Here is a 23,171-nt window from a genome sequence, read left to right on the forward strand (position 1 = left end):
AGGAAGTGAAGGACAAGATGACAACGGCAAGAGATATTATGAGCTCGAATGTAAAAGTATGCACGCCTCAGGATTCTGTATCCACAGCAGCCCAAATTATGCGAGACATCAACTGTGGTTCTGTGCCCGTCTGTGAAGGAAAGAATGTTGTGGGGATGATTACGGACCGGGATATCGTCATTAAATCGGTGGCTGATTCCAAGGATATCAACACCGTGACGTGTCAGCACTGTATGACAACGAATGTTGTGAGTGCCTCTCCGGATACGGATGTGCACGAGCTGTCCCGAACGATGGCAGAACATCAGATCCGCCGGATTCCCATCGTGGACCAAGGGGAATTGGTGGGTATGGTTGCTATTGGCGATTTGGCAAAAGTGAATATCTTTGTAAATGAAGCAGGCGATGCACTCAGCCAAATTTCAGAGCAGACGCATTAAGCCTTGTTAAATCAACGTCATCTCGGAATATAGCAGCCCACGGGCTGCTTTTTTTTGTGGCGAATACAGCGAGCTGCCCTCTAATGTATAATGGCCTCCTTTCCAATGTGCGGATTTGTAATTCTTAGAATAACAATTTACACCTGCAGCGGTAACCCCGAGAAGATTGGAAGACGATGCATGGAATGGATATTCCCCCTTTCTTTGACTTTCTTGTATAATGGCTTCAAACCATTCTCATTATAAAATGATAGGATATGGAAAAGGAGCGTTTTTGATGATCAACAGCTACGATGAGCTTCGGGTGCACGAATTGACCGGAAACCTGAGAGATGATGTGTATCGCTTTCTGCAGGAGCATCATTGTCCAAGAACGGCGGAGCATGTGCTGAAGGTGGGGGATGAAGCCCGCAGAATTGCCGTTCTTTATGACGCAGATCCGGTCGCTGCTGAATATGCCGGGTATCTGCATGATATCAGCGCCATTTTCCCGAACCATGTCCGCATTCAGGTATCCCGCGAGATCGGGCTGGATGTGTTGCCTGAAGAACAGCAATTTCCCATGATCATTCATCAGAAAATTTCGTCTTACATGGCCAGGGATCTGTTTGGAATGACCGATCCTGAAATATGGAGTGCAGTCGGCTGTCATACTACCTTGAAAGCTGAGGCTTCACTGCTAGACAAAGTGGTGTTTGTCGCTGATAAGATTGAATGGGATCAGACGGGGAGTCCTCCGTACTTAAGGGATATAACCGAGCAATTACATATTTCGCTTGATCATGCAGCATTTCAATATATTCAGCACTTATGGAATCAGCGTGAATCGCTTGCGGTAGTCCATCCGTGGCTGCAAGACGCATATTATGATTTAAGGGATGCTATTCGTTTAAAGTAATCGGAAATAAATGAAGTTTGGAGGCGGGTTCATGACGCAGATTGCATTGATCTCCGACATTCATGGCAACATTCCTGCACTGGAGGCCGTTCTGGTGGATATACAGCAGCGTAGAGTAGATGCCATCTATTGCTTGGGTGACTTGATTGGTAAAGGCCCGGACGGAGATACCGCAGTTGATATGGTAAGAACCCATTGCCAGCAGGTGATCAAGGGCAACTGGGATGATTTTATTGGCAAGGAAACCGATGATCCGGCCCTGCAATGGCAGCAGCATAAACTTGGAACAGAGAGGCTGCAGTATCTTTCCAGTCTGCCTTATACTATCGAGTTCATGATGAGCGGCAAATGGATCCGATTATTTCATGCGTCTCCCCGCAGTGTGTATGAGCGGATACAGCCGTGGCACGAACAGGAGAAGCGGGCCACCCTGTTTCACAGCTCCGCGTTATGTGGGAGCGCTAGAATAGCAGATGTCGCCGGTTACGGGGATATCCACAATGCGTTCCACCAGCATCTGGAAGGCAGAACGCTGTTTAATACCGGCAGCGTAGGCAATCCCCTTGAAATGCCGGAAGCCTCGTATGTTATTCTGGATGGAAGCTATGAGAGTGGTATCCCGGCACCCTTGAACATTCAATTTATCCGTGTTCCCTACAATATTGAGCAGGCCGTGCAGGATGCCATTCAATCGGGAATGCCCTCTCCTGAAGATTATATTCTTGAGATTCGAACAGGTCGATATCAAGTCAAGCGGTTATGAATAAGAGTGAATTGATTGCTGTTTGAAGAAGTCTACGATAGAAATCCATACGAATAGATTCCAAGGGGATGGAAAATGAAGAAGACGCAGCTGGTACTGGATGTTGCTGGGGTATTAATCACCAATTTCTCACCCGCATTCTGGCATGATACGACCCGTGCGAATGGAATTACGTTTGGCGAATTGAAGTTGTTGTTTGCAACCGAGATACGTAAACCGTTATGGACAGGTCAAATGAGTGAAGAAGCTTTCTGGAATTGGCTAGCTGGGTATTGTCCTGTGGAACCGAAGGAATTGAAGACGATATTATTTAATAATCTGCACACAATGCCGGCATTTGATCTAGTCCCTGAGTGGTCTGCGCAAACTGATATTCATCTTCTCAGCAATCACAGGTCAGAATGGCTCCAGATGCTACTTGATCCCATTAGGCCTTATCTTGCCAGCGTTACGATTTCTAGCGATGAGGGATGCTGCAAGCCGGATCTTCCGATCTATCATATTGTTGCATCCAAACTGAATGAAGGCAAATCCACTATCTATGTTGATGACCAGGCAAAAAATTTGAGGCCTGCTGAGGAGTTGTCCTGGAGCACGGTTCTGGCAGATCCGGAAGGTCAATGGATCAAGCTTGTCCAAAAAAAGCTTCAGGAAATGGATACATACATCATTTGATCGTTAACGATGGGCGAATATAAAAAAAGACCTCACAACGACCATTGGATCGCCCGTGAGGTCTTCGACATGTATTATTGTTGGTTCTCGGAGTTGTTCTCAGCGTGTGGCTGCTGCTGTTCAAACACTTCTGCAGCTTCTTCAGCAGAAAACTCGGTGTCGAATTCACCTGGAACCGGCATTTTGTTCAATTTCGTGGTTTGCACTTCGGCTTTTGTTGGTTGGTTACCGTTATGGTTGGTTTCGCTCATCTTGGCACCTCCTTTATCGAGAATGACTTCTGTATTCTGCCAACAATGTCCTAATTTTATACAGAAAACAGCATATTTTCCTGGCGTTTAGCTGCGTTACGTGCTTTTTTATAACCAGCTGCGATTTTATTTATTTCATGTTCAAAGGATGCTCGTTTCTCTGCTATCATAGGAGTAATCATTCGATTCATTTATCTGTATCAGGCAGTATATTCGGAACGGAGAATGTCATGATGAGCAGGTCCTATTCGTTCTTCCCTTTGGGAGATTCGGCAGTCCTTATCCAATTCGAAAGCTGGGTGAGCGAGAACATACATCGGGAGGTCACAGCTGCGGCGAGATGTATCGAAGAGAATCCGTTCCCGGGATTCGTCGAGTGCATTCCATCGTTTACCAGTGTTGCGATTTACTATGAATTCCATAGAATTAACAAACCTGACGAGTTTGATACCGTATATGCGTATATCTGCTCGATGCTGGAGCAAAGGATGGTGGCTGACGAAGCAGAGAAGGCAAGTGCGGTGCCTGACGTTGTTGAAATTCCGGTTTGCTATGGGGGTAAACACGGTCCGGATCTGGAGCTTGTGGCTGATAAGAATCGGCTCACACCCGAGGAGGTTATCCGGATTCATTCCGGCCAGGATTATCTGATCTATGCAATCGGATTTGCGCCAGGCTTCCCCTATGTCGGAGGAATTCCGGACACTATCGCAACGCCGCGCAAAAAGACACCCCGGCTGCGAATTCCGCCTGGATCTGTGGGCATTGCAGGCAATCAAACCGGGATATACCCGATCGAGACGCCCGGTGGATGGCAGCTGATCGGCAGGACACCGCTTGCGTTGTTTCGTCCGGGAGCACAGCCGCCAAGCTTGTTGAAGGCTGGACAATATATCCGGTTTAGGCCCATTGAAACAGAGGAATATGAACGGATAAGGGAAGTGAGCTTATGGGTTTGACGGTAATTAAGTCGGGATTGCTCGTTACGCTTCAGGATGCCGGAAGATACGGTTATGGAAGATACGGCATCAGCGCGGGAGGAGTCATGGATGGCTTCGCCTATCGGGTCGCCAATGTACTCGTTGGTAATGAGGATGGAGCCGCAGTTCTTGAGATTACATGGTCTGGATTTGCGGTAGAATTCCAAAGCGATATGTGGGTTGCAATTACTGGCGGAGATATGTCGCCAGCGATCCAGGATACGAGGGTGCCTATGTGGCGTCCCGTATACATCAAAGCGGGCAGTGTCCTGAGCTTTCAACAGCGATTATCCGGCTGCCGCGCCTATTTGGCCGTTTCTGGCGGGTTCGAGGTTCCCATGGTAATGGACAGCTACAGTACATATTTGCGAGCCGAAATTGGCGGCTATGAGGGAAGACCGCTGCAGAAGGGGGATGTGCTGAATGCCCATCCCTCGCGTCTACCTCGGGTCTCATCAGGGTTTCCTTATGATGAGGCAGGCACCTTTTTCACTGTAAAATGGTCCGTCTCTGCGGACTTGTATTCAATCAACGATCAAGAGGCTGTAGTGCGTGTGCTGAGAGGTCGCCAGTATGATGATTTTGACAGCAGCAGCAAGCTGGCTTTGTTCCGGGATTCCTTCCGCATAACTCCGCAATCGGACCGCATGGGCTACCGGTTGTCCGGTCCGCTGCTGCGGTTAAGTCAAGAGAAGGAGTATGTATCCGAACCGGTATCCATAGGCACGGTACAGGTGCCTGCGGATGGTCAGCCGATTGTCCTGATGGCGGATCGCCAAACGCTTGGAGGCTATCCGAAGATCGCCCAGGTTGTTTCTGTGGATGTTCCGTTAATTGCCCAGCTGCCGCCTGGCGGCATGATCCGCTTTAAGGAAATTACCTTAGCAGAAGCAGAACGGCTCTATACGGATTACATTCGTGAGCTTCGGATGACGGAAGCTATGATTAAGCTTAAATTAAAGGAGCGTGCTAACATTGGTTCGAGTGGATCTGAACTGCGACATGGGAGAGAGCTTCGGCGCTTACCGAATTGGCAATGATTCCGAGCTGCTTGGCAGCATTACTTCGGTTAATATCGCCTGCGGATTTCATGCAGGCGATCCATCCGTGATGCGGGCAACGGTGCGTCAGGCCATCGCGGGCGGTATCGCGATCGGAGCGCATCCAGGCTTGCCTGATCTGGTCGGCTTCGGAAGAAGGAGAATGGAGATTTCTCCTGCCGAAGCCTATGATATGGTGACCTACCAGGTTGGAGCGCTGATGGCTTTTACGATACAGGAGGGCGGTCAACTGAAGCATGTAAAGCCTCACGGCGCTCTCTATAATATGGCAGCGGCCTCAAGACCCCTTGCTGATGCTATTGCATCCGCTATCCACCGGATTGATTCGTCTCTTATCCTGTACGGATTGGCAGGCAGCGAGCTGGTCGCGGCAGGGGCTGCTGCCGGACTTCGCACGGCAAGTGAAGTATTTGCAGATCGGACCTATCAGGATGATGGCACGCTCACGCCGAGAAATTGGCCGGAAGCCATAATTACCGATGCGGAAGCTTCAGTCTCACATGTGATTCGGATGATAAAACACAAAGAGGTTATAAGCCAGACGGGCAAGGTTATCCCGATCTCCGCAGATACGATCTGCATTCACGGAGACGGCGCACATGCATCCCTGTTCGCGAGGACTTTGCGATCACGGCTTGAAGCCGAGGGCATAAGCGTGCAATCCATATGATATACTCCAATCAACTTGTTGGGAAAATGATCAAGCAAGCGTACATAAATCAAGCACAGGAGACATGAGATATGATAAAAATATTAATTTCTGGCTTTGAACCATTTGGCGGCAGCTCCATCAATCCGACAGAAAGACTGGTTGAGGAAATCAGGCATGATTCCTTCCAGGGCGCTGAGATCAGAACGATTCTTCTTCCGGTACATTACGATGAATGTGCAGAAATTCTGCTGCAAGAGATGAGGGCGTACGGACCCGATGCCGTAATCGCCTGCGGTGTAGCCGGCGGCCGGACCGCCATTACGCCTGAACGAATTGCCGTTAACATTAAAGACATCCCGCCCGAATCCACGATTTCGGATAATCGGGGAGCGAGGCCGCAGGACGAGCTCATCGATCCTGACGGACCAGACGGATTGTTCTCGTCGCTTCCGATTCGATTGATGGTCAACCGGCTGAAGGAAGCGGGGATCCCTGCCTCGGTGTCCAATACCGCGGGAACGTATATATGCAATAACACAATGTACGCCATTCTGAACGAGATACGGATTCAGCAGCTAACTGCGATTGGCGGGTTTGTGCATTTTCCGGCTTCAACGGAGATGGCGGTGGAGAAGCCGGGTTTGCCGACGTTGTCACATGAAACCATGCTGGATGCCCTGAGGGTTATTGTACAATCGACGATTGATGCATACGGTAATCAGTTTTCACGAACCAGCTAATCAGCTAAACTGACAAACAGCGACTAAGCTGAAAAATCCCGCAAATCCAACCCATGCAATGTTCTCATGGTCGGGGGTTTGCGGGATTTTTTGTCCAGTTTAATCGAGCTCATCCTCGATAACAGGGATGCATGGGGAGAGGAAGGGATCATGCTGCTCCTGTAAGCGGCCGCGTGCCAGCACCGACACCCGAAACTCGTTATCAAAGCCCTCTGTATTCTCATCATCCCGGGTATACAGAAGACCGTACGATCCGGGAGCGATCTCACCGATTAATTGGTACAGCGATACAACCTCGTCTGCTTCGACGCCCTTGCGGTTGGTAAAACCTCCGACATGAAGGTAATATGAACCGTTTGCTGCATTTAAGGACAGCAGGCCGCTGCCCCAAGCAAACTCGGTAATCTTAAGCTGTATTTTCTGAATGATTGCATCCAGCTGCCCAGCATCTATTTCGGCAGGATTCTCCTGGATGGTAGCCCAGCCGTGAAATTCATACATGAATGATCACTCCTTGTCGTTATAATGGATCGGTATCAATGTGGACCTCTATTCCATATCTTTGGCTGTATTCATGTAATTTGTCAATAACCGATTGGGCAGGCTCTCCTTCAAAATGATAATATACTTTTCTGCCAGTCTGCTCGGCAGCTTCAAAGGTGGCCTTCATTTGGTCACGCACCTTTTTGTTGACCTGCTGCAGCGCAGGCTTTGTCTGGGCAATGTATTCATCGCTGATGGCATCGAATTCGCGGCCGATCGGATCGCTATCAAATTTCATTCTGGATTCGCCGCCAAGTCGCTCGGCAAGCGCATCTGCGGCTGCATCCGGCTTGTTAACCTTCTGCAGCCCACCGGAATATCGCGGCACATCTTGTGGAGTGTTGCCGGCTTCGTCCGGTTTTTCATCATCGGGTTTGTTTGGTTCCGGTTTCTTCTCGGGCGGGCGCTCGTGGTCAGGAGGGTGATCACGACTTCCTCCAGATGGGGCATCCGGTTCTTGGCGCGGCTTCGACCCGACTTTCTCGGCGAGATTATCCAGCCACTTTCTCGCACGGGGACCCAGCTTCCTGGACAGCCAAGACAAACCTTTACCGAACGGTATTCGGCTGAGAACAACGGCTAATACGGCAGCTGCAGCATTCTGAGGGGATAACAGCTTCTTCGGATCGCGGATGTATCCGGCAATTTCATGTCCTCCACCTGCAATGCCTGCACCGGTCATGGCGATGCCAAGGGCCGGCCAGAAGCTGACAAACAGCATGGAAAGGGCGAAGGCGCCCAGTATAATAGCCGCTTGCTCCCAGCCGCTGAGCCCATCCCACCAATTCTGAAGCGAGTCAAACAGGCATGCAAAACACGAGGACTCACTTGCGAGAGCTGGAATGCCCATATTGGAGAAGATCCCCGCAGCAACAATAATGAGTCCGATTGCTCCCAGTACGGCAGCGTATCTCTGTACATTTTCCTGAACCTGATCCCTTTGGCCAGCTGCTTCATCGTTACCATACAGCAGCGAGAATCCGAGTTCCCGTCGATCACGATAGAATCCGATCAGATAGCCAAGACGTTTCCGGTCTGTAAAAAGAGCCGTCGTCATCTGCCAAAGCTCCGTAAAAGGATTGATGAGGGTTTCACCCTTCAGGACAGGCAGCCGCTCGCGAATTCGGTGCAAATCCAAATAGTCGATGAACAATCCCGCTGCCAGCAGGAGCAGGAAGAAGCCCTCGGTTCGGTAACCCTCCCCGGTCCAATCATGAATGGCAAGAAGCCAGTCAGGCAGCCGATTTTGACCGTTCCAGGCTGCATGATTCAGGATTGTCCAGAGCAGCAGCAGCACAGGAAAAACATAGACCCAGCGCGTCAGTTGTTTGGAGTACCGGATAGCGATTCCGATGCCAAGCGCAGTCATGGCGCTTTGTACAGGATGTGTAACATTCATCATGGTAGGAAGAAAGCTTTCTTCGAAGTATCCGGGGAATAGATCGAAGAACTCCCAATGAAGTGTTTTTCCACCGAGCCAAGTGACGCCATAATTGTTCTGGACCAGGCGTCTTGATAACTCCTCCATGAATTGAAACCCAATACCCGGGGCAGCGCCCAAAAGTACGTAATCACTCAGGCTAAGGGAGGTGGCTCTTCTTGAGAAGCACAGGAACAATGCCAGCGGCAGCAGCTTGTAAACTTCTTCAATGACAGGTGTCATTATGGCGAAGGACCATGTGTCGGTTGTCCGTCCTCCAAAAATCAAATGAAGACCCTGCATGGTCCAATTGGTCAAAGGAATGACCAGAAGAACACCTGAAAGAACAAACAAGCTGACCTGTTTCCAGGCCAACGTTTTACTCCGGCATAACAGCCAAAACTGCACCAGCACATAGAATGACCACAAATATTGGACAAGCATGGTACGAGACTCTTCGATCAGAATCAGGCTTATAACGAGCACTAGCAGGGAAAGCCAGGTAAATAAGTGATATACCTTTGTTATCATAGGGTATTTTCTTATCCATTCCCGCCACGCACCCATAACACCCTCGACCATATCCCTAATTCTCGTCCGGATAGTCGCTATAGAAGCTGTAATGGAATTCACCCCCCGCAGTATAATCCTTCAACCATTGAATTCCGGTACTCACACGATAAACAGTTTTCTATATATTTACACATCTGGTCTTCATAGTGAAACATTTCTTTGACCAGCATATGCACCTCGGGGCGGAGGTATTGCTGAATAAAAAGAAAACTCCCCCGGGTACCCGGAAGAAGTAATCCGAATAACCAGAGGAGAGAAGTCCCAACCCATTATTTATATTTCACGACAATGGCATTACTGATCTGACGGCCCGGGGTTGTCAAGTAAGAGCCGTTGTAGTACAAGCCGCTTGAGGCGCCACCATCCAAATTCATCGCTTGGTATGCACCTGCCTGCTTCATGATTTCAGCGAGTTGAGGAATGGTTGCTCCGCCTGTCGTAAGCAAAATCAGCTTGTGATCCTTCGTGATACCAAGTGCACTTCGCGCACCGCCGCCCGTAAGAATCTTCGGATCTTTGAATCCTTCCTTCTTCACGTCGAGGGTCACCTTGCCATCCGTCAATAGACGCGGGCCAGCTTGAAGTGCGCCGTCCATATGTCCGGTATCGTATACGGATTTGAAATCAAGCCCGGGAATCATCGAGGCCAGATTGTTGCTGTCATATGTGAAGATGGTCCGATTATCTCCCGAGGCCTTGTGAAAAATATTGCCGTTGCTGACAAGATAGCCATACGGCGCCTTGTAGGCACCTGAAGTGTAGGCATCGAAGAACGTCCCGTTAATGGCCGCCACGGCATGGCTTCGTTTGGCTATACTGCGCAGATCCTCGACTTTACCTGCCTTATTGCCTGCAAGAACGACGTCCAGTTCTACCTTCGGATGGAGAAGCGAAACCGTAACAACCTGCGCGCTAAAGGATCTTGAACCAACCTTGAAGCTTTTTCTAGCCGTGGTAACGGGCTTGGACTGGCTGGAGATGAGATTTCCTGATAGAACAGGCAGGGTGTTTACCATGTTTCCATCCGTAATTTTAAGAGTCGATCGGTTGTTGCTCCACGATAGATCCAGGCCCAGATGTTGGCTGACAAATTGCAGCGGCACATAGGTGGACCCGTTCTCAGAGAACGGTGCTGCCTTCATTTGAACTTTTTTGCCGTTTACATAGGCATTTCGGCTGCCCAGGTATAGTGTCAGAGCTTTATCACCACGACTGATGTTGAGTTTCTTTTCCGCAGCTGTATACGTCACCTGTATGTCTTCATAGGTCTTGAGTACCCCGACCGGAACATACGACTGGCTGTTCTTGTCCACATAGGCCAAGTTTTTTGGAGTGGATGCGGCATACAGCGGCGTCATTACTGTAAGCATAGCAAGCACTACGATTGCAATTATTCTCTTCATGTTTCCCCTCAAACTCCTTTTTCTCTTTGTCTGTAGTTGGTTCAGGTGACACAAAATTTGTGCCTATACTATATCGGACGACAGGGACTATTTATTTAGGACAAAAGTCCAATTTTTTCTTGATTTTTGTAAATGATCCCCATTCGCCCATTGACAGAATGCTTCTTCTCTTATATGGTTAATTACATGAGTAACTAACCAATGATGCAACCTAGGTCATAAACGAAAGTGGTGAGGGAATGGCATTTCAGATTGATGACAGCAGACCGATATTCATGCAAATCGCAGACAAAATAGAAGACGACATCATAGAAGCACGACTGCCTGAAGAGACACAGGTTCCATCAACGAATCAGTTTGCAGCCTTTTACCAGATCAATCCGGCTACAGCTGCCAAGGGCGTCAATCTGCTGGTGGATCAAGGAATTCTGTACAAGAAACGGGGGATTGGCATGTTTGTAGCTTCGGGAGTTCGTGAACGGCTGATGGAGAAACGCAAGACAGAGTTTTATGAGCAGTATGTTGTTGCCATGGTTAAGGAAGCGGCAAAGCTGGGCATTAGCAAAGATCAATTATCGGAGATGATCCGCAGAGGGGAGAATGACTGATGAGCCAAACGGTGATCGAAGTCAGGAATTTGACGAAGGAATATAAGGATACTACAGCTGTCGACCATGTTAGCTTCCGAATCGAAGAGAACAAGATTTACGGATTGCTGGGAAGAAACGGTGCAGGTAAAACCACTATCATGCAGATGATTACGGCACAGCTATTTTCGACCAGCGGCGAGGTTCGTGTATTTGGGGAACATCCCTATGAAAATAAAAAAGTGATCCAGCAGATTTGCTTCATTAAGGAAGGACAGAAATATCCGGATCTGTTTACGGTTAAGGACGTTATGGTTACCGCAGCAAGTGTATATCCGAATTGGGATGCGGAATATGCCAAAGCCTTGATCGAGGTATTCCGCCTGCCCATGAAACGCCTCATCAAGAGGTTATCCAGAGGGATGCTGTCTTCTGTAGGCATCATAGTCGGGCTTGCCAGCCGCGCGCCGATCACCATCTTCGACGAGCCTTATCTCGGTCTGGACGCGGTGGCAAGAGAGCTGTTCTACGATCATCTGATAGAGGATTACACTGAGAATCCTCGAACGATTATTTTGTCGACTCATCTTATTGACGAGGTCAGCCGCTTGCTTGAACATATCATTGTCATCGACAGCGGAAAAATACTGCTCGACACGGATACGGATGAACTGCGCGGACGCACGCATAACGTCATCGGACATCAATCTGCAGTGGAATCCTTCATTAAGGGCAGGGATGTTATTCATTTGGAATCCTTGGGATCGACGCTGTCAGCCACGGTTATGGGGAGAACGGAAACCGAAGTGAAACAGGCAGCAGAGCAAGCCGGATTGGAAGCGGCGCCAGTCTCGCTGCAGCAATTAATTGTTCATTTAACGAAGAACGGAAAGGTGGCGAGCCGCTGATGAATGGAATGAACAGTGTCTTTAAAATGCAGCTAAGACAGAAGCTCACATGGTTTTACCTGCCTTGGGCCATTATGGGATTCAGTTTTCTGGTAAATATACTTGTCAGTGTATTGGTGGGAGGCGATGCCTTTTATACAGGGGGGCTTGCGACAATCTTTGTGTTCATGTTTGTCACCGCTTTAACCACAACGATACAGCTGTTCTCTTTCGCCATGGGCTTTAGCATACGCAGAACGGACTTTTTCTCAGGCTCCTTCTTATTTATCCTATTTATCAGTATCATTACATCTGCGTTGCTTGTTCTTCTCTCGTATCTGGAAGTATGGACGGGATCCTGGGGAAATACGGTGCATTTCTTTCATCTGCCTTACTTGAATGACGGATCCTGGCTGGCCCAGTTCGTTGTGAATTTGGTACTGGTTATTACGTTTTCGATGCTCGGTTATGGAATCGGAGCCTTCTTCCTAAGATTCAGGGGAATTAGAACTTTTGTTATGCTTGCGGCCGTTATGATATTTCTCTCGGGGATGAGTTTGGTCGCTACCCGATACGAGTGGTGGGGGCCGATCATTAAATGGTTTGCCGGGCATACTGCACTCGGTTTGTCACTGTGGTTCATTCCGGTCGTTCTGATCATTGCGCTGTGTTCCCGTCAGTGTCTGCGCAAATCTACTGTGTAATTCCGATCAAATTATAAGACGTCCGACTAATCATCGGACGTCTTTTCGTCTGTTCTTCTGTTTGTATAAAGTTTTGGCCTCCGCAAGCGTTGTTCCCTGTGGAAATGAGCGCAGCGGGTGCTTGGATGTGCCGATCTGCTGCGATGTGTATATGCCGGAGTGACCCGAGAACAGATAGCTGATGACGGAGGCCATAAACATATACACCGCGCCCTCGCCACCGAACAGTTCGATTCCCATAATGAAGCATGCAAGCGGAGTGTTTGTGGCACCGCAAAAAACAGCGATAAAACCTAATGCGGCGAGAAAAGGGGCATGCAATCCGATCCATCCCGATAACGCGTTGCCCAGCGTTGCCCCGATGGCAAACAGCGGAGTTACTTCGCCGCCTTGAAAGCCTGCGCCTAACGTCAGCGAGGTAAAAATCAGTTTGCCGAGAAAAGCGAACGGTGAAACTTCCCCGGCGAATGATTCCTCGATGAGCGGGATGCCCAGCCCCAAGTAATCCCGTGTTCCGAGTAAAAAGACCAGCCCAATGATGATGACACCGCCGACTGCGCTTCTGACCATCGGATTGTTGAACCCATAACTGTACCACCGCTTCAGCGCATGGGTAAGTTCACTGAAGAACCGGCTTGTCAGTCCAAAGAGTATGGACACCACGATGACTTTAAGGACCACCACGAAGCTCAGAACGGGAATCTCGCCGATCGGATAGTGCAGGTGGCTCACCCCCCATAGGGATGTGGCGGTTATATTCCCGATCAAGCTGGCCGCGAATGCAGGCCATAGCGCCTGATGCGAGATGAGTCCGATCGCAAGGACTTCAAGTCCGAACAGCGTCCCCGCCAGCGGCGTGCCGAAAATCGATCCAAAACCGCCGCTTATCCCGCAGATAAGCAGTATTTTTCGATCCAACCGATTCACGTGAAGCAGCTTCCCCAACCACTCGGACAAACTCCCCCCCATCTGCACGGCTGTCCCTTCCCGTCCCGCAGATCCTCCAAACAGGTGTGTGATCAGTGTCCCGATTAAGACCAATGGCGCCATTCGTAAGGGAACGGATTCCGTACCGCCACTACCATGAATTTGTTCAATGATGAGATTATTTCCCTTGGAGCAACTCTTGCCAAACTTATAATAGAGGAAACTGACAGCTGCGCCCCCCAGAGGAAGGAAGTATAACAGCCAAGGACTTTCCATACGCAGCTGGGTTACATAATCCAGACTGTAGAGGAAGAAGGCAGAAGCGCTGCCCGTCATGAATCCCACAATACTACCCAGTACGATCCATTTGATTACATACCCGAACAGCGATGCTAAGGGCCACTTTTGATTTAATTCGATCCATTTCTTAGTCATTCCCGTTCACCCGTTTCTTAATATTCGCCGCTAACCCCTCGATACACAAACAGACTCCTACCAGGGAAGCGACCACTGGTAGGAGTCATTAGCTTTTTGCAAGCGGTTATGGCGAACTCCATCGCCTCATTTAATTAGCATTTATTGTAATGGAATACAGGTTTGCCGTCAATAGCACATTCCCTGCAATAAATTTAACAATCGATTTACATAGATCGTGTAATTCCCTGTATTTTCCTATGGTAATTTGTAGAAGGTGACAGACAAGCCCATAGATGGAGGATGAAGGGGAATGAAATTCAGAGCGAAATTAATGTTGGTACTATGCATGTGCGTACTGTTCGTGGCTGGTTGCGGAACATCGGGGTCAAAGACAGGACAAGGGGATACACAGCAGCCGAAACTGGAGTCGGGGGCTAACACCGAACAGGTGGCTTCCGAGGGTGAGCAGACGGAGCTTTCATTTTATTACCCGATTGCTGTGGGCGGTCCGTTAACGTCCGTTATTGAGAAAATGACGGAGGAGTTCACAAAAGAGAACCCGGATATCAAGGTGAAGCCGATTTATACCGGGAGTTACGCGGATACCACCACCAAAGTGCAGGCTGGTGTGCAGGCTAAACAGCCGCCGGATGTGGCCGTTCTGCTGACAACGGAGCTATACAGCATGATTGACAGCAATGCCGTTATTCCGCTGGATGATTTTATTGCCAAAGAAGATCCGTCTTATATTGAAGATTTCTATCCTGCCTTCATGTCCAATGCGCAGAGCGAAGGCAAAACCTACAGCATTCCGTTCCAGCGCAGCACCATTGTGCTGTACTACAACAAGGACGCCTTCAAGAAGGCGGGGCTGGATCCGGAGAAGCCTCCTGCGAACTGGGATGAGCTGGTTAGTGCCGCGAAGCAGTTGAACCAGAACGGTCAATCCGGGATCGAGATTCCGGGCAGCGGTTTTGCTTATTGGATGTTCCAGCTGTTGTCTCTGCAGAACAGTCCGGACGGCGGAAATTTGATGTCACCGGATGGCAAGAAGGTATTCTTCGATACGCCTGAGAATGTGGAAGCCTTGCAGTACTGGGTAGACCTGACGAAAAAACACAAAGTCATGCCGGAAGGCATACTGGATTGGGCAACGGTACCCTCGGACTTTTTGGCCGAGAAGACAGCGATGATCATACATACGACCGGAAACCTGACCAATATCAAGAATTCGGCTGCATTTGATTTCGGGGTAGCTTTCCTGCCGATGAACAAGCAGTACGGAAGCCCGACAGGCGGCGGCAATTTCTATGTATTCAAAGATATTGAACCGAAGAAACAGGAAGCCGCATGGAAATTCATCAAGTTCATGACAGAGCCCGAGCGCGCTGCGCAGTGGAGCATTGATACAGGGTATGTAGCGGTAAGAAAGTCTGCCTATGAAACCGATGTAATGAAGCAGTATACGCAGGATTTCCCACTCGCTGTTGTTGCCCGGGATCAGCTTGAGCATGGACATGCCGAATTGTCCACACATAACAATGGACGCGTGTCCAAGGCTCTGTCTGATCAGGTTCAGGCTGCGTTAACGGGTACGATCGATCCGGCAGGTGCACTGAAAAAAGCGCAGGAAGAAGCAAACAAAGCATTGGAGCCATTCAATAAGTAACCTTCATGTTCATTCCATATGAAAGGGGCAGGTCGCTTATCGGGCGGTCTGCTTTTCACATGTTACGCGGGTGATAAGTGAAGCGAAAGTTAAAGTGATCGCTGACTAATAGCCTTAACGATAAGTAGGGAGAGATTAGGATGTCTTCATCTGTACGTTCTACTTTAAAGGAGAATGGCTTTGCTTGGCTGCTGCTCTTGCCGTCTCTGGTGTTTCTCGCGCTTTTTACGCTTTATCCCATGTGGAAGACGGGGAAGATCAGCTTCTATCAATCGGATCTGGCCACACCGATTCCGACGTTTACCGGATGGGATAATTATTCCCGCATGCTGGACGATTCCGTATTCCGGCAGGTGATTGGCAACAACCTGTGGTTTGCCTTGGCAACGGTGCCTGCCTCCATACTGCTTGGGATGGTCATGGCTATATTTGCGGATAAGGCTATCCACGCCAAGTCGTGGGTGCGGATATCATTTTTCTACCCGAACCTGATACCGATGATAGCGGCGGCGAACGTATGGTTGTTTATTTACACACCGCAATATGGGCTGCTAAGCCGGATTACGGTCTGGTTCAATGCCGAGGGCATGAATTTACTCGGAAATCCGGATACGGTGATGGGTGCGCTGGCCTTCATGATGATTTGGAAGGAAGCAGGGTACTTCATGATCTTTTATCTGGCCGGCCTGCAAAACATTCCGAAGGATCTGTATGAATCGGCGAATGTTGACGGTGTCAGTCGCTTTGTTGTTTTCCGGCGGATTACCTTTCCGCTCCTGATGCCCACGACACTGTTCGTGATGATCATAGCGCTGACGAATTCCTTCAAGCTGGTAGATCATCTGTGGATAATGACCAAGGGCGGGCCCGACAACTCTAGCAGCCTGCTGTTGTTTTATATTTTCGAGACGGCATTTTCTTTCTACGATCAAGGGATGGCCGGCGCGCTGACCGTCGTTATGATAGGCATTCTGCTGATCCTCTCCTGCGCACAGTTCTTTGGCTTGGATAAGCGGATTCATTATCGTTAAAAGAAATGGAGGAACATCGATGAAAGATCAAAGTTTGCCTATCACCGTGGGAGCGGCTGAGTCCTCCGTTTCGTCTCGACAAGGGTTCCGTTTCGCCGGAAGGCTGCGCCGGGAAAGTCCAGCGATGCTGATCGGTTATGGCGTTATGTATCTGCTGGCCGCGCTGTGGGTCATTCCATTGTTATGGATGGTTTGGGTGGCCTTTATGCCCAAAAGCGAAACTTTAAACGGCTGGAGCTGGAATTTTACGCTGGAGAATTTTGCTCATGTGTGGCAGGCCGCGCCGTTTGCCCAATATTATCTCAATACGCTGTTGATTGCTGGAGGTGTGCTGGCTGTACAGCTCGTGACGGTCACCTTGGCTTCGTTTGCTTTTGCCCGGTTGAATTTCTGGGGCAGGGACATCATCTTTGTCCTGTTTCTTGTCCAGCTTATGATTCCAGCCGATGTATTGATTTTCCCCAATTATCATGTGATCAAGGAATTGAATTTGCTCGACACCAAGCTTGGTATCATGGCTCCTTTCTTTGTCTCGGCATTTGGCGTCTTTCTGCTTCGTCAAATGTTTAAGCAGCTTCCAGCTGAACTGGAAGAGGCGGGGGTCATGGAGGGCTGCTCCAAGATTGGTCTGCTAGCGCGCATTTATGTACCCTTGTCGATTCCGGTTTACGTCTCGTTTGCCGTTGTATCCATCAGTCATCAATGGAACAATTTCTTGTGGCCGCTGATCATTACGAACTCGGTGGAGAACCGTCCGCTCACGGTTGGTCTTGCCATCTTCGCTCAATCCTTCGAGACGGGCGCCCAATGGGCTGATGTCAGCGCGGCGACCTTGCTGGTTATTGCTCCGCTGCTTGTTTTGTTCATGATTTTCCAGCGGCGGTTCATCAATAGTTTTATGCATGCGGGAATAAAGTGAGGAACAATCAGGGTTCATGTTTTGAGCGTATGCTTTTAAGCAGCAAGGGAGTTATTGAATAAAGGCGTCGCTGCGCATGCAGATCGTTCTTCCGATCGCTGTTGTCCCCGGATTTCTATGAATGGATATGAATAGGGGTGAAATCCGATGGCAAAGGCGACCGCTGCGCTTCTCCAGAACGATTCTGCTGGAGTACTTACAAGATTGGATGTAAATTGTATAACTCGGCGCAAATCGCGCTGAAACTCACTTAAAAGCCCGCTTTCCGATGATCCGGAAATGGTATTATCCCCTCAAAGTAGACACTCGAAAAAAGCCTCATGTTATCATGAGAATCGAGCGAACTTGGAGGGGGTATTTTTATGGCTAAAAAGGGACAAGTTTTTCAATCGTATACGGAGGAGTTCAAATTAAGAGCAGTTCAATGCTACCTCGAGGGATCTATGAGCTATCAAGCTGTAGCAGACAAGCTGGGAATACGAAGTTGTACACAACTTAAAACGTGGGTGAGAAAATATCGAGATGGAGAGGTATTCGATACGCGTAAAGGCTCTGGTAGTCCCATGAAAGGACGCCCTCGCACGACGTTCTCAAGTATCGAAGAAGAACGAGATTATCTAAAAGCGCAGGTAGATTATTTAAAAAAGCGGTATCCCAATCTGTTAAAGGAGACAGCCTTAGTCGACAGCAAAACTATGAAATCATCGAAGAATTGAGGGACCAACACGGCGTTACAAGGTTGTTAGCTGTTGTGGGAGTGCCTAGAGCCAGTTACTACAAGTGGCGGTCAATGCGCCTTTATCGTAGTAGCCAAAAAGAAGGCCTGGATCAAGAGATCAAAGAACACATGATGGCTACTCACTTGGCTCATCCATATTTCGGTTATCCTCGAATGGTAACGGCTTTGTGGGAAGCTGGTTACCGTGTGAATCACAAAAAGGTATGGCGTTTGATGAAAGAGCTGTCGATTCAGTCTGTGATTCGAAAGAAACGAAAATTATCTAGTTATACACCATCCGTGGTGTACCCTAACCGACTCAAACGGCAATTTCATGCTACTGCCCCGGGACAAAAAATGGTGACGGATATTACCTATATCTCTGACGGAACACACTTTTATTATTTGTCCGTGATTCAAGATTTGTTTAATAATGAGATTGTAGCTTGGCAGATTTCTAGACGTAACGATTTGGAACTTGTACTCGATACCGTCGAGCAGTGGATAAGAAAAAAAGACGTCTCAGAAGCCGTGCTCCATTCGGATCAGGGCTTCCAATACACGTCTCAGGCGTACAACACACGGTTAGAAGAATTCAGCATTAAAGGCAGCCACTCTCGCAAAGCAACCTGCCTAGATAATGCATGCATCGAATCCTTTTTTTCGCATCTCAAAACAGAAAAGTTGTACCTCCTTCAGTGTAAATCAGAAGAAGAGTTACATCAAGCCGTTGAAGATTATATCTACTTTTACAACTACCAGCGTTTTCAGGCAAAACTTAAACAGCGCGCGCCGATTGAGTACCGACACGCGCTGGCTGCTTAGTCTTTTTCACCTGTCTACTTGACAGGGGTATGACCAGAAAGCGGGCTTTTTTTGGAAGAAAATGCTTGACTTGGGCATGGACTTTTTTCAGGTGAGAAATTCAAGATGTCCATGGACGAAAGAACAGGCTCTATTTTATAGTTACAGATGATAATGATAATCAATATCAAAATATTGAGGGGTAAACGATGTCAGCAAACACTTCGAATACAAGTCTTACAGATTCCAAGACCAGCGTCAACCTCCAAAGGCGGCCATGGGCAGCAACCTTTATTCTTATTAGTGGTGTGGCAGCACTTGTTCTTGGGATCGCCGTATCCATATCGCTGGGCGCAGCCGAGATAGATTTGAGGAGCGTATGGGAAGCGGTGTTCTTCTTTAATCCGTCTGTGACTGAGCATCAGATTATACAGGAGCTGCGTCTGCCGAGGGTGCTCGGCGGGGCGATGGTTGGTGCCTGTTTCGCGGTATCTGGCGCGATCATGCAGGGGATGACCCGGAATCCGCTCGCCGACTCGGGTTTGCTCGGATTAAATGCGGGAGCGGGCTTTGTCATTGCCATCTGCTTTTCATTTTTCCCGGGTTTACCGTACATGTATCTGATTCTGTTCTCATTCCTTGGCGCTGGGCTCGGGGCAGTACTTGTGTATGGGGTTAGCTCCATGGCAAAAGGGGGTTTGACACCGGTTCGCCTCGTACTGGCAGGTGCTGCGCTAAGCGCTTTGTTAAGTGCGCTCAGTGAAGGCATAGCATTATATTTTCAGGTCGGACAGGATATGGCCTTCTGGTATGCCGGCGGTGCGGCGGGAATTAAGTGGATTCACCTGAAGATTATGCTGCCGTGGATCGGAGCTGCTATTCTGGGCGCGATTGCCTTGTCGCGTTCCATTACAATGCTCAGTCTTGGAGATGACATTGCGAAAGGACTCGGACAACGAACGGGTCTGGTGAAATTAGCGGGGACGGTCATTGTCCTTGTGCTGGCAGGGGCTGCGGTCTCGGTCGTTGGTGCGGTAGGGTTTGTCGGTCTTATTATTCCACACGTAACCCGCAAGCTGGTAGGTGTGGATTATCGTCTGATCATCCCTTGCTCGGCAGTACTGGGAAGTTTGCTTGTTGTCCTTGCGGACCTTGCAGCAAGAATGGTGAATCCTCCTTATGAGACACCTGTGGGCGCGGTTGTTGCGCTGATCGGGGTACCTTTCTTCCTCTACCTGGCGCGTAAAGAAAGGAGGGGACTGTAAATGGAGGCAATAACAAATGACATCCACGAGCGAAAAGACAGGAAGCGCAAGATGGTGGTCCTGTCTGTACTTGGGATATTCATCGTTCTCGTTTTTCTCATCAGTATGAACACGGGAGTTATCCGTCTATCCCCCCTTGAGGTAATAAAAACATTGTTTGGCAGCGGCACAGACAAGCAGAATCTGGTTCTATTCGAATTCCGCTTGCCGCGCATTGTGATTTCTCTGCTCATTGGTGCAGGGTTAGCGATTTCTGGCTGCATTATGCAGGGAATATCCCGAAATGAGCTGGCTGATCCCGGGATCTTAGGCATCAATGCGGGTGCCGGCTTGATGGTGATGCTGTTCATTTCATTCTTCCCAAGCACGACATCGGCCCCGATATATCTGCTGCCGGTTCTGGCGCTGATAGGTGCTGGCTTAACCGCTGCTATAATCTGCGTACTGGCTTACAAAAAGAATGAGGGTTTCAAGCCAACCGGACTTCTGTTGACGGGAATTGCTGTGGCGGCAGGGATCAGCGCGGCGATGATCGTGTTGACCCTCAAGCTAAGTCCGGAAAAATATCAATTTGTTGCAACTTGGCTTGCCGGAAGCATCTGGGGGTCAAGCTGGAAGTTTGTGTTTGCCCTGCTTCCATGGATTGTTGTGCTTTTGCCTTATGTCATGTACAAAGCACAGGTGATGAATGTTCTTAATCTCGGGGAGTCGATGGCGACCGGACTCGGTGCTTCCGTAACCAGGGAGCAGCTGAAGCTGCTGGCTGCGGCAGTTGGTTTGGCGGCCTCTTGTGTCGCTGTAAGTGGAGGGATCGGATTTGTCGGGCTCATAGCACCCCATTTAGCAAGGAAACTGGTGGGTGCAAAACATCAGATGCTGCTGCCGATAACGGCATTGGTGGGGGCATTGCTCGTCATAACGGCGGATACCCTGGGCCGCTGGATCATTCAACCGTCAGAGATTCCGACGGGGATCGTTGTTGCGGTGATCGGAGCTCCCTATTTCCTGTACCTGTTGTCCAGGTCGAAAGGCTAAAAACCGAGGTGTGCTGCAGGACCAAGTGCGTTTTGCTAAAAAAATGGACTTGCTCACAATGAACGGAAATACGGATTAAGGAGGTCCTTATGCTGCGCCAATTTTTTTCTTATTACAAGCCCTACAAGGGCCTGTTTATCCTTGATTTTTGCTGTGCCATTTTTGCAGCATTGTTGGAATTGATATTCCCTCTTGCCGTGAACCGGGTCATCGACGATTTGCTCCCGAGCAGTAATTGGAAGTGGATTCTATATGCTTGCCTGGGTCTTCTGGGCATTTATGTCATCAGCTCTTTCTTGCATTATGTAGTTACCTATTGGGGGCATAAGCTGGGGATCAACATTGAGACGGACATGCGCAAGAAGCTGTTTGACCGCGTTCAGAAGCAATCTTTTCGTTTTTTTGACAACAACAAAACAGGGCATCTGGTTTCGCGAATGACCAATGACCTGATGGATATCGGGGAAATCGCTCACCACGGTCCAGAGGACCTGTTTATAGCCGTTATGACGCTTGCCGGAGCGCTGGGCATCATGCTCAGTATTAACTGGCAGCTGGCGGTGATGACGTTTGTCATTGTGCCATTGATGATTTATTTATCCCTGTATTTCAGCAGCAAAATGTCGGCGGCGTTCAAGCGGATGTTCTCAGATATCGCCGATTATAATGCGCGGGTGGAGAACAATGTCAGTGGCATTCGCGTGGTTCAAGCTTTCTCGAATGAGAATCATGAAATCGCACGTTTCGCTGAAAACAACAACCGCTTCCGTGTGACCAAGCTGATTGCCTATCGTATTATGGCTTGGAACTCTTCGATCAGTTTTATCCTGATGAAATTCATTTCCTTGTTCGTTCTGGTGTGCGGTACCTGGTTCGTGATCCAAGGACGGATGACCAACGGAGAATTTATAGCGTTTGTGATGCTGTCCAACGTATTCTTAGGTCCGATCAAACAGATCAATGCGGTCATTGAGATGTATCCAAAAGGAATTGCCGGCTTCAAGCGATATTTGGAGCAGCTTGAGACCGAGCCGGATGTTGCGGATTCGCCGGATGCAAAGCCGGTCCAGCATCTGCGGGGAGATATTGCATTCCACGGGGTTTCATTCGGGTATGAGAACAAGGATAAAGTGCTTCAGGATGTGAATCTGTCCATTCGAGCAGGAGAAACGATTGCCCTTGTGGGTCCGTCTGGAGCAGGCAAAACGACGCTGTGTTCCTTGCTGCCTCGCTTCTATGATACAGAGGCGGGCCGGATTACGATTGACGGGATGGATATACGAAAAATGACGCTGCAATCCCTTCGTTCCCATATCGGCATTGTGCAGCAGGATGTGTTCCTGTTCGATGGCAGCATCCGTGAAAATATTGCCTATGGCAAACTGGGCGCTGCAGATAGCGAAATCATGCAAGCCGTCCGTCGTGCTCAGCTTGAGGATTTGGTCGCGTCGCTTCCGGAGGGGCTTGATACGTTGATAGGCGAGAGAGGCGTTAAACTGTCCGGTGGACAGAAGCAGCGTCTGTCGATTGCGCGGATGTTCTTGAAGAACCCGCCGATTCTGATCCTGGATGAAGCAACGTCCGCCCTGGATGCGGAGACCGAAGCTGCGATTCAGCAAGCACTTGCCGAGCTCTCCGAGGGCCGCACAACGCTGGTGATCGCTCACAGGCTGGCAACCATCAAGAATGCAGACCGGATTGTAGTAGTGGCAGATCAGGGGATTGCAGAACAAGGCATGCATGAGGAACTGCTCGAGGCCCGTGGCCTATACAGCCGATTGCATCGTGCACAGTTTGGCGCTTAATAGA

Annotated in this window: 23 protein-coding genes, 1 pseudogene and 1 riboswitch; of the genes and pseudogenes, 19 read left to right on the forward strand and 5 right to left on the reverse strand. The window is 49.2% G+C overall.

Annotated features, from left to right (window positions below):
• Positions 1 to 17 precede the first annotated feature (17 nt).
• The 4 genes from B9D94_RS11710 (at position 18) to B9D94_RS11725 (ending at position 2,776) form a co-directional block, all read left to right on the forward strand.
• Positions 18 to 440, forward strand: a complete 423-nt coding sequence (locus B9D94_RS11710) for a CBS domain-containing protein (protein ID WP_006210941.1) — start codon at positions 18 to 20, stop codon at positions 438 to 440.
• Positions 441 to 717: 277 nt separating this feature from the next.
• Positions 718 to 1,338, forward strand: coding sequence for a bis(5'-nucleosyl)-tetraphosphatase (symmetrical) YqeK (gene yqeK, locus B9D94_RS11715; protein ID WP_172963937.1), 621 nt, complete (start codon positions 718 to 720; stop codon positions 1,336 to 1,338).
• A 31-nt stretch (positions 1,339 to 1,369) separates the two neighbouring features.
• Positions 1,370 to 2,101: a metallophosphoesterase family protein gene (locus B9D94_RS11720; RefSeq protein WP_148247071.1), complete on the forward strand. Its 732-nt coding sequence runs from the start codon at positions 1,370 to 1,372 to the stop codon at positions 2,099 to 2,101.
• A gap of 75 nt (positions 2,102 to 2,176) precedes the next feature.
• The gene (locus B9D94_RS11725) at positions 2,177 to 2,776 is read left to right on the forward strand and encodes an HAD family hydrolase (protein WP_148247072.1); all 600 of its coding nucleotides are present in this window, start codon (positions 2,177 to 2,179) and stop codon (positions 2,774 to 2,776) included.
• 74 nt (positions 2,777 to 2,850) lie between these two features.
• Here B9D94_RS11725 and B9D94_RS30955 read toward each other — a convergent pair whose 3' ends face one another.
• Positions 2,851 to 3,027 (reverse strand): hypothetical protein, encoded by a 177-nt coding sequence (locus B9D94_RS30955; protein ID WP_006210936.1) that lies wholly within the window; start codon positions 3,025 to 3,027, stop codon positions 2,851 to 2,853.
• A gap of 233 nt (positions 3,028 to 3,260) precedes the next feature.
• Here B9D94_RS30955 and pxpB point away from each other — a divergent pair, with 233 nt between their 5' ends.
• From pxpB to B9D94_RS11745, 4 genes are all read left to right on the forward strand, one after another.
• Complete coding sequence (gene pxpB, locus B9D94_RS11730) at positions 3,261 to 3,986, forward strand: 5-oxoprolinase subunit PxpB (RefSeq protein ID WP_006210935.1); 726 nt, start codon at positions 3,261 to 3,263, stop codon at positions 3,984 to 3,986.
• The gene (locus tag B9D94_RS11735) at positions 3,977 to 5,047 is read left to right on the forward strand and encodes a 5-oxoprolinase subunit C family protein (protein WP_148247073.1); all 1,071 of its coding nucleotides are present in this window, start codon (positions 3,977 to 3,979) and stop codon (positions 5,045 to 5,047) included. The genes pxpB and B9D94_RS11735 overlap by 10 nt, the downstream gene beginning before the upstream one ends.
• Entirely contained in the window at positions 4,983 to 5,738 is a 756-nt protein-coding gene (locus B9D94_RS11740; protein WP_148247074.1) for a LamB/YcsF family protein, read from the forward strand. The genes B9D94_RS11735 and B9D94_RS11740 overlap by 65 nt, the downstream gene beginning before the upstream one ends.
• Positions 5,739 to 5,809: 71 nt before the next feature.
• Entirely contained in the window at positions 5,810 to 6,460 is a 651-nt protein-coding gene (locus tag B9D94_RS11745) for a pyroglutamyl-peptidase I (RefSeq protein WP_148247075.1), read from the forward strand.
• Positions 6,461 to 6,559: 99 nt separating this feature from the next.
• Here the strand turns inward: B9D94_RS11745 and B9D94_RS11750 are convergent, their stop codons facing one another.
• The 3 genes from B9D94_RS11750 to B9D94_RS11760 all read right to left on the reverse strand — a co-directional run bounded on the left by B9D94_RS11750 (position 6,560) and on the right by B9D94_RS11760 (position 10,399).
• Positions 6,560 to 6,961, reverse strand: a complete 402-nt coding sequence (locus B9D94_RS11750) for an immunity 7 family protein (protein WP_063479863.1) — start codon at positions 6,959 to 6,961, stop codon at positions 6,560 to 6,562.
• A gap of 19 nt (positions 6,962 to 6,980) precedes the next feature.
• Positions 6,981 to 8,954, reverse strand: a complete 1,974-nt coding sequence (locus tag B9D94_RS11755) for a restriction endonuclease fold toxin (protein ID WP_253806138.1) — start codon at positions 8,952 to 8,954, stop codon at positions 6,981 to 6,983.
• Positions 8,955 to 9,265: 311 nt separating this feature from the next.
• The gene (locus tag B9D94_RS11760; RefSeq protein ID WP_036637203.1) at positions 9,266 to 10,399 is read right to left on the reverse strand and encodes a phosphodiester glycosidase family protein; all 1,134 of its coding nucleotides are present in this window, start codon (positions 10,397 to 10,399) and stop codon (positions 9,266 to 9,268) included.
• Positions 10,400 to 10,638: 239 nt separating this feature from the next.
• On the opposite strand from B9D94_RS11760, the gene B9D94_RS11765 reads away from it, so the two are divergent.
• Genes B9D94_RS11765 through B9D94_RS11775 form a run of 3 tightly spaced genes read left to right on the forward strand, consistent with a single transcriptional unit; the run spans position 10,639 to position 12,577 of the window.
• A complete protein-coding gene (locus B9D94_RS11765) occupies positions 10,639 to 11,007 on the forward strand; it encodes a GntR family transcriptional regulator (protein ID WP_148247076.1) in 369 nt (122 codons plus the stop codon).
• On the forward strand, positions 11,007 to 11,894 hold the full coding sequence (locus tag B9D94_RS11770; RefSeq protein WP_148247077.1) for an ABC transporter ATP-binding protein: 888 nt from the start codon (positions 11,007 to 11,009) through the stop codon (positions 11,892 to 11,894). Before B9D94_RS11765 ends, B9D94_RS11770 begins: the two co-directional genes overlap by 1 nt.
• Positions 11,894 to 12,577, forward strand: a complete 684-nt coding sequence (locus B9D94_RS11775) for a hypothetical protein (RefSeq protein ID WP_148247078.1) — start codon at positions 11,894 to 11,896, stop codon at positions 12,575 to 12,577. The genes B9D94_RS11770 and B9D94_RS11775 overlap by 1 nt, the downstream gene beginning before the upstream one ends.
• A gap of 30 nt (positions 12,578 to 12,607) precedes the next feature.
• Here B9D94_RS11775 and B9D94_RS11780 read toward each other — a convergent pair whose 3' ends face one another.
• Complete coding sequence (locus B9D94_RS11780; protein ID WP_148247079.1) at positions 12,608 to 13,939, reverse strand: voltage-gated chloride channel family protein; 1,332 nt, start codon at positions 13,937 to 13,939, stop codon at positions 12,608 to 12,610.
• A gap of 72 nt (positions 13,940 to 14,011) precedes the next feature.
• Positions 14,012 to 14,074, reverse strand: a riboswitch (Fluoride riboswitch).
• A 157-nt stretch (positions 14,075 to 14,231) separates the two neighbouring features.
• Between B9D94_RS11780 and B9D94_RS11785 the strand changes: the two genes are divergently transcribed.
• The 8 genes and pseudogenes from B9D94_RS11785 (at position 14,232) to B9D94_RS11815 (ending at position 23,167) form a co-directional block, all read left to right on the forward strand.
• The gene (locus B9D94_RS11785; protein WP_148247080.1) at positions 14,232 to 15,590 is read left to right on the forward strand and encodes an ABC transporter substrate-binding protein; all 1,359 of its coding nucleotides are present in this window, start codon (positions 14,232 to 14,234) and stop codon (positions 15,588 to 15,590) included.
• A gap of 140 nt (positions 15,591 to 15,730) precedes the next feature.
• A complete protein-coding gene (locus B9D94_RS11790) occupies positions 15,731 to 16,621 on the forward strand; it encodes a carbohydrate ABC transporter permease (RefSeq protein WP_148247081.1) in 891 nt (296 codons plus the stop codon).
• A 124-nt stretch (positions 16,622 to 16,745) separates the two neighbouring features.
• Positions 16,746 to 17,540, forward strand: coding sequence for a carbohydrate ABC transporter permease (locus tag B9D94_RS11795; RefSeq protein WP_148248763.1), 795 nt, complete (start codon positions 16,746 to 16,748; stop codon positions 17,538 to 17,540).
• Between the two features lie 362 nt (positions 17,541 to 17,902).
• Positions 17,903 to 18,256, forward strand: a complete 354-nt coding sequence (locus B9D94_RS31890) for a transposase (RefSeq protein WP_367613778.1) — start codon at positions 17,903 to 17,905, stop codon at positions 18,254 to 18,256.
• Positions 18,196 to 19,083: pseudogene (locus B9D94_RS11800) on the forward strand (IS3 family transposase); the annotation flags it as partial. The gene B9D94_RS31890 and the pseudogene B9D94_RS11800, both read left to right, overlap by 61 nt.
• Before the next feature lie 188 nt (positions 19,084 to 19,271).
• Complete coding sequence (locus B9D94_RS11805) at positions 19,272 to 20,327, forward strand: FecCD family ABC transporter permease (RefSeq protein WP_148247082.1); 1,056 nt, start codon at positions 19,272 to 19,274, stop codon at positions 20,325 to 20,327.
• On the forward strand, positions 20,328 to 21,362 hold the full coding sequence (locus tag B9D94_RS11810; protein WP_006210920.1) for a FecCD family ABC transporter permease: 1,035 nt from the start codon (positions 20,328 to 20,330) through the stop codon (positions 21,360 to 21,362).
• Between the two features lie 89 nt (positions 21,363 to 21,451).
• Entirely contained in the window at positions 21,452 to 23,167 is a 1,716-nt protein-coding gene (locus tag B9D94_RS11815; protein WP_148247083.1) for an ABC transporter ATP-binding protein, read from the forward strand.
• Positions 23,168 to 23,171 lie beyond the last annotated feature (4 nt).

The organism is Paenibacillus sp. Cedars (assembly GCF_003184205.1).
Taxonomy (GTDB): domain Bacteria; phylum Bacillota; class Bacilli; order Paenibacillales; family Paenibacillaceae; genus Paenibacillus_AQ; species Paenibacillus_AQ glucanolyticus.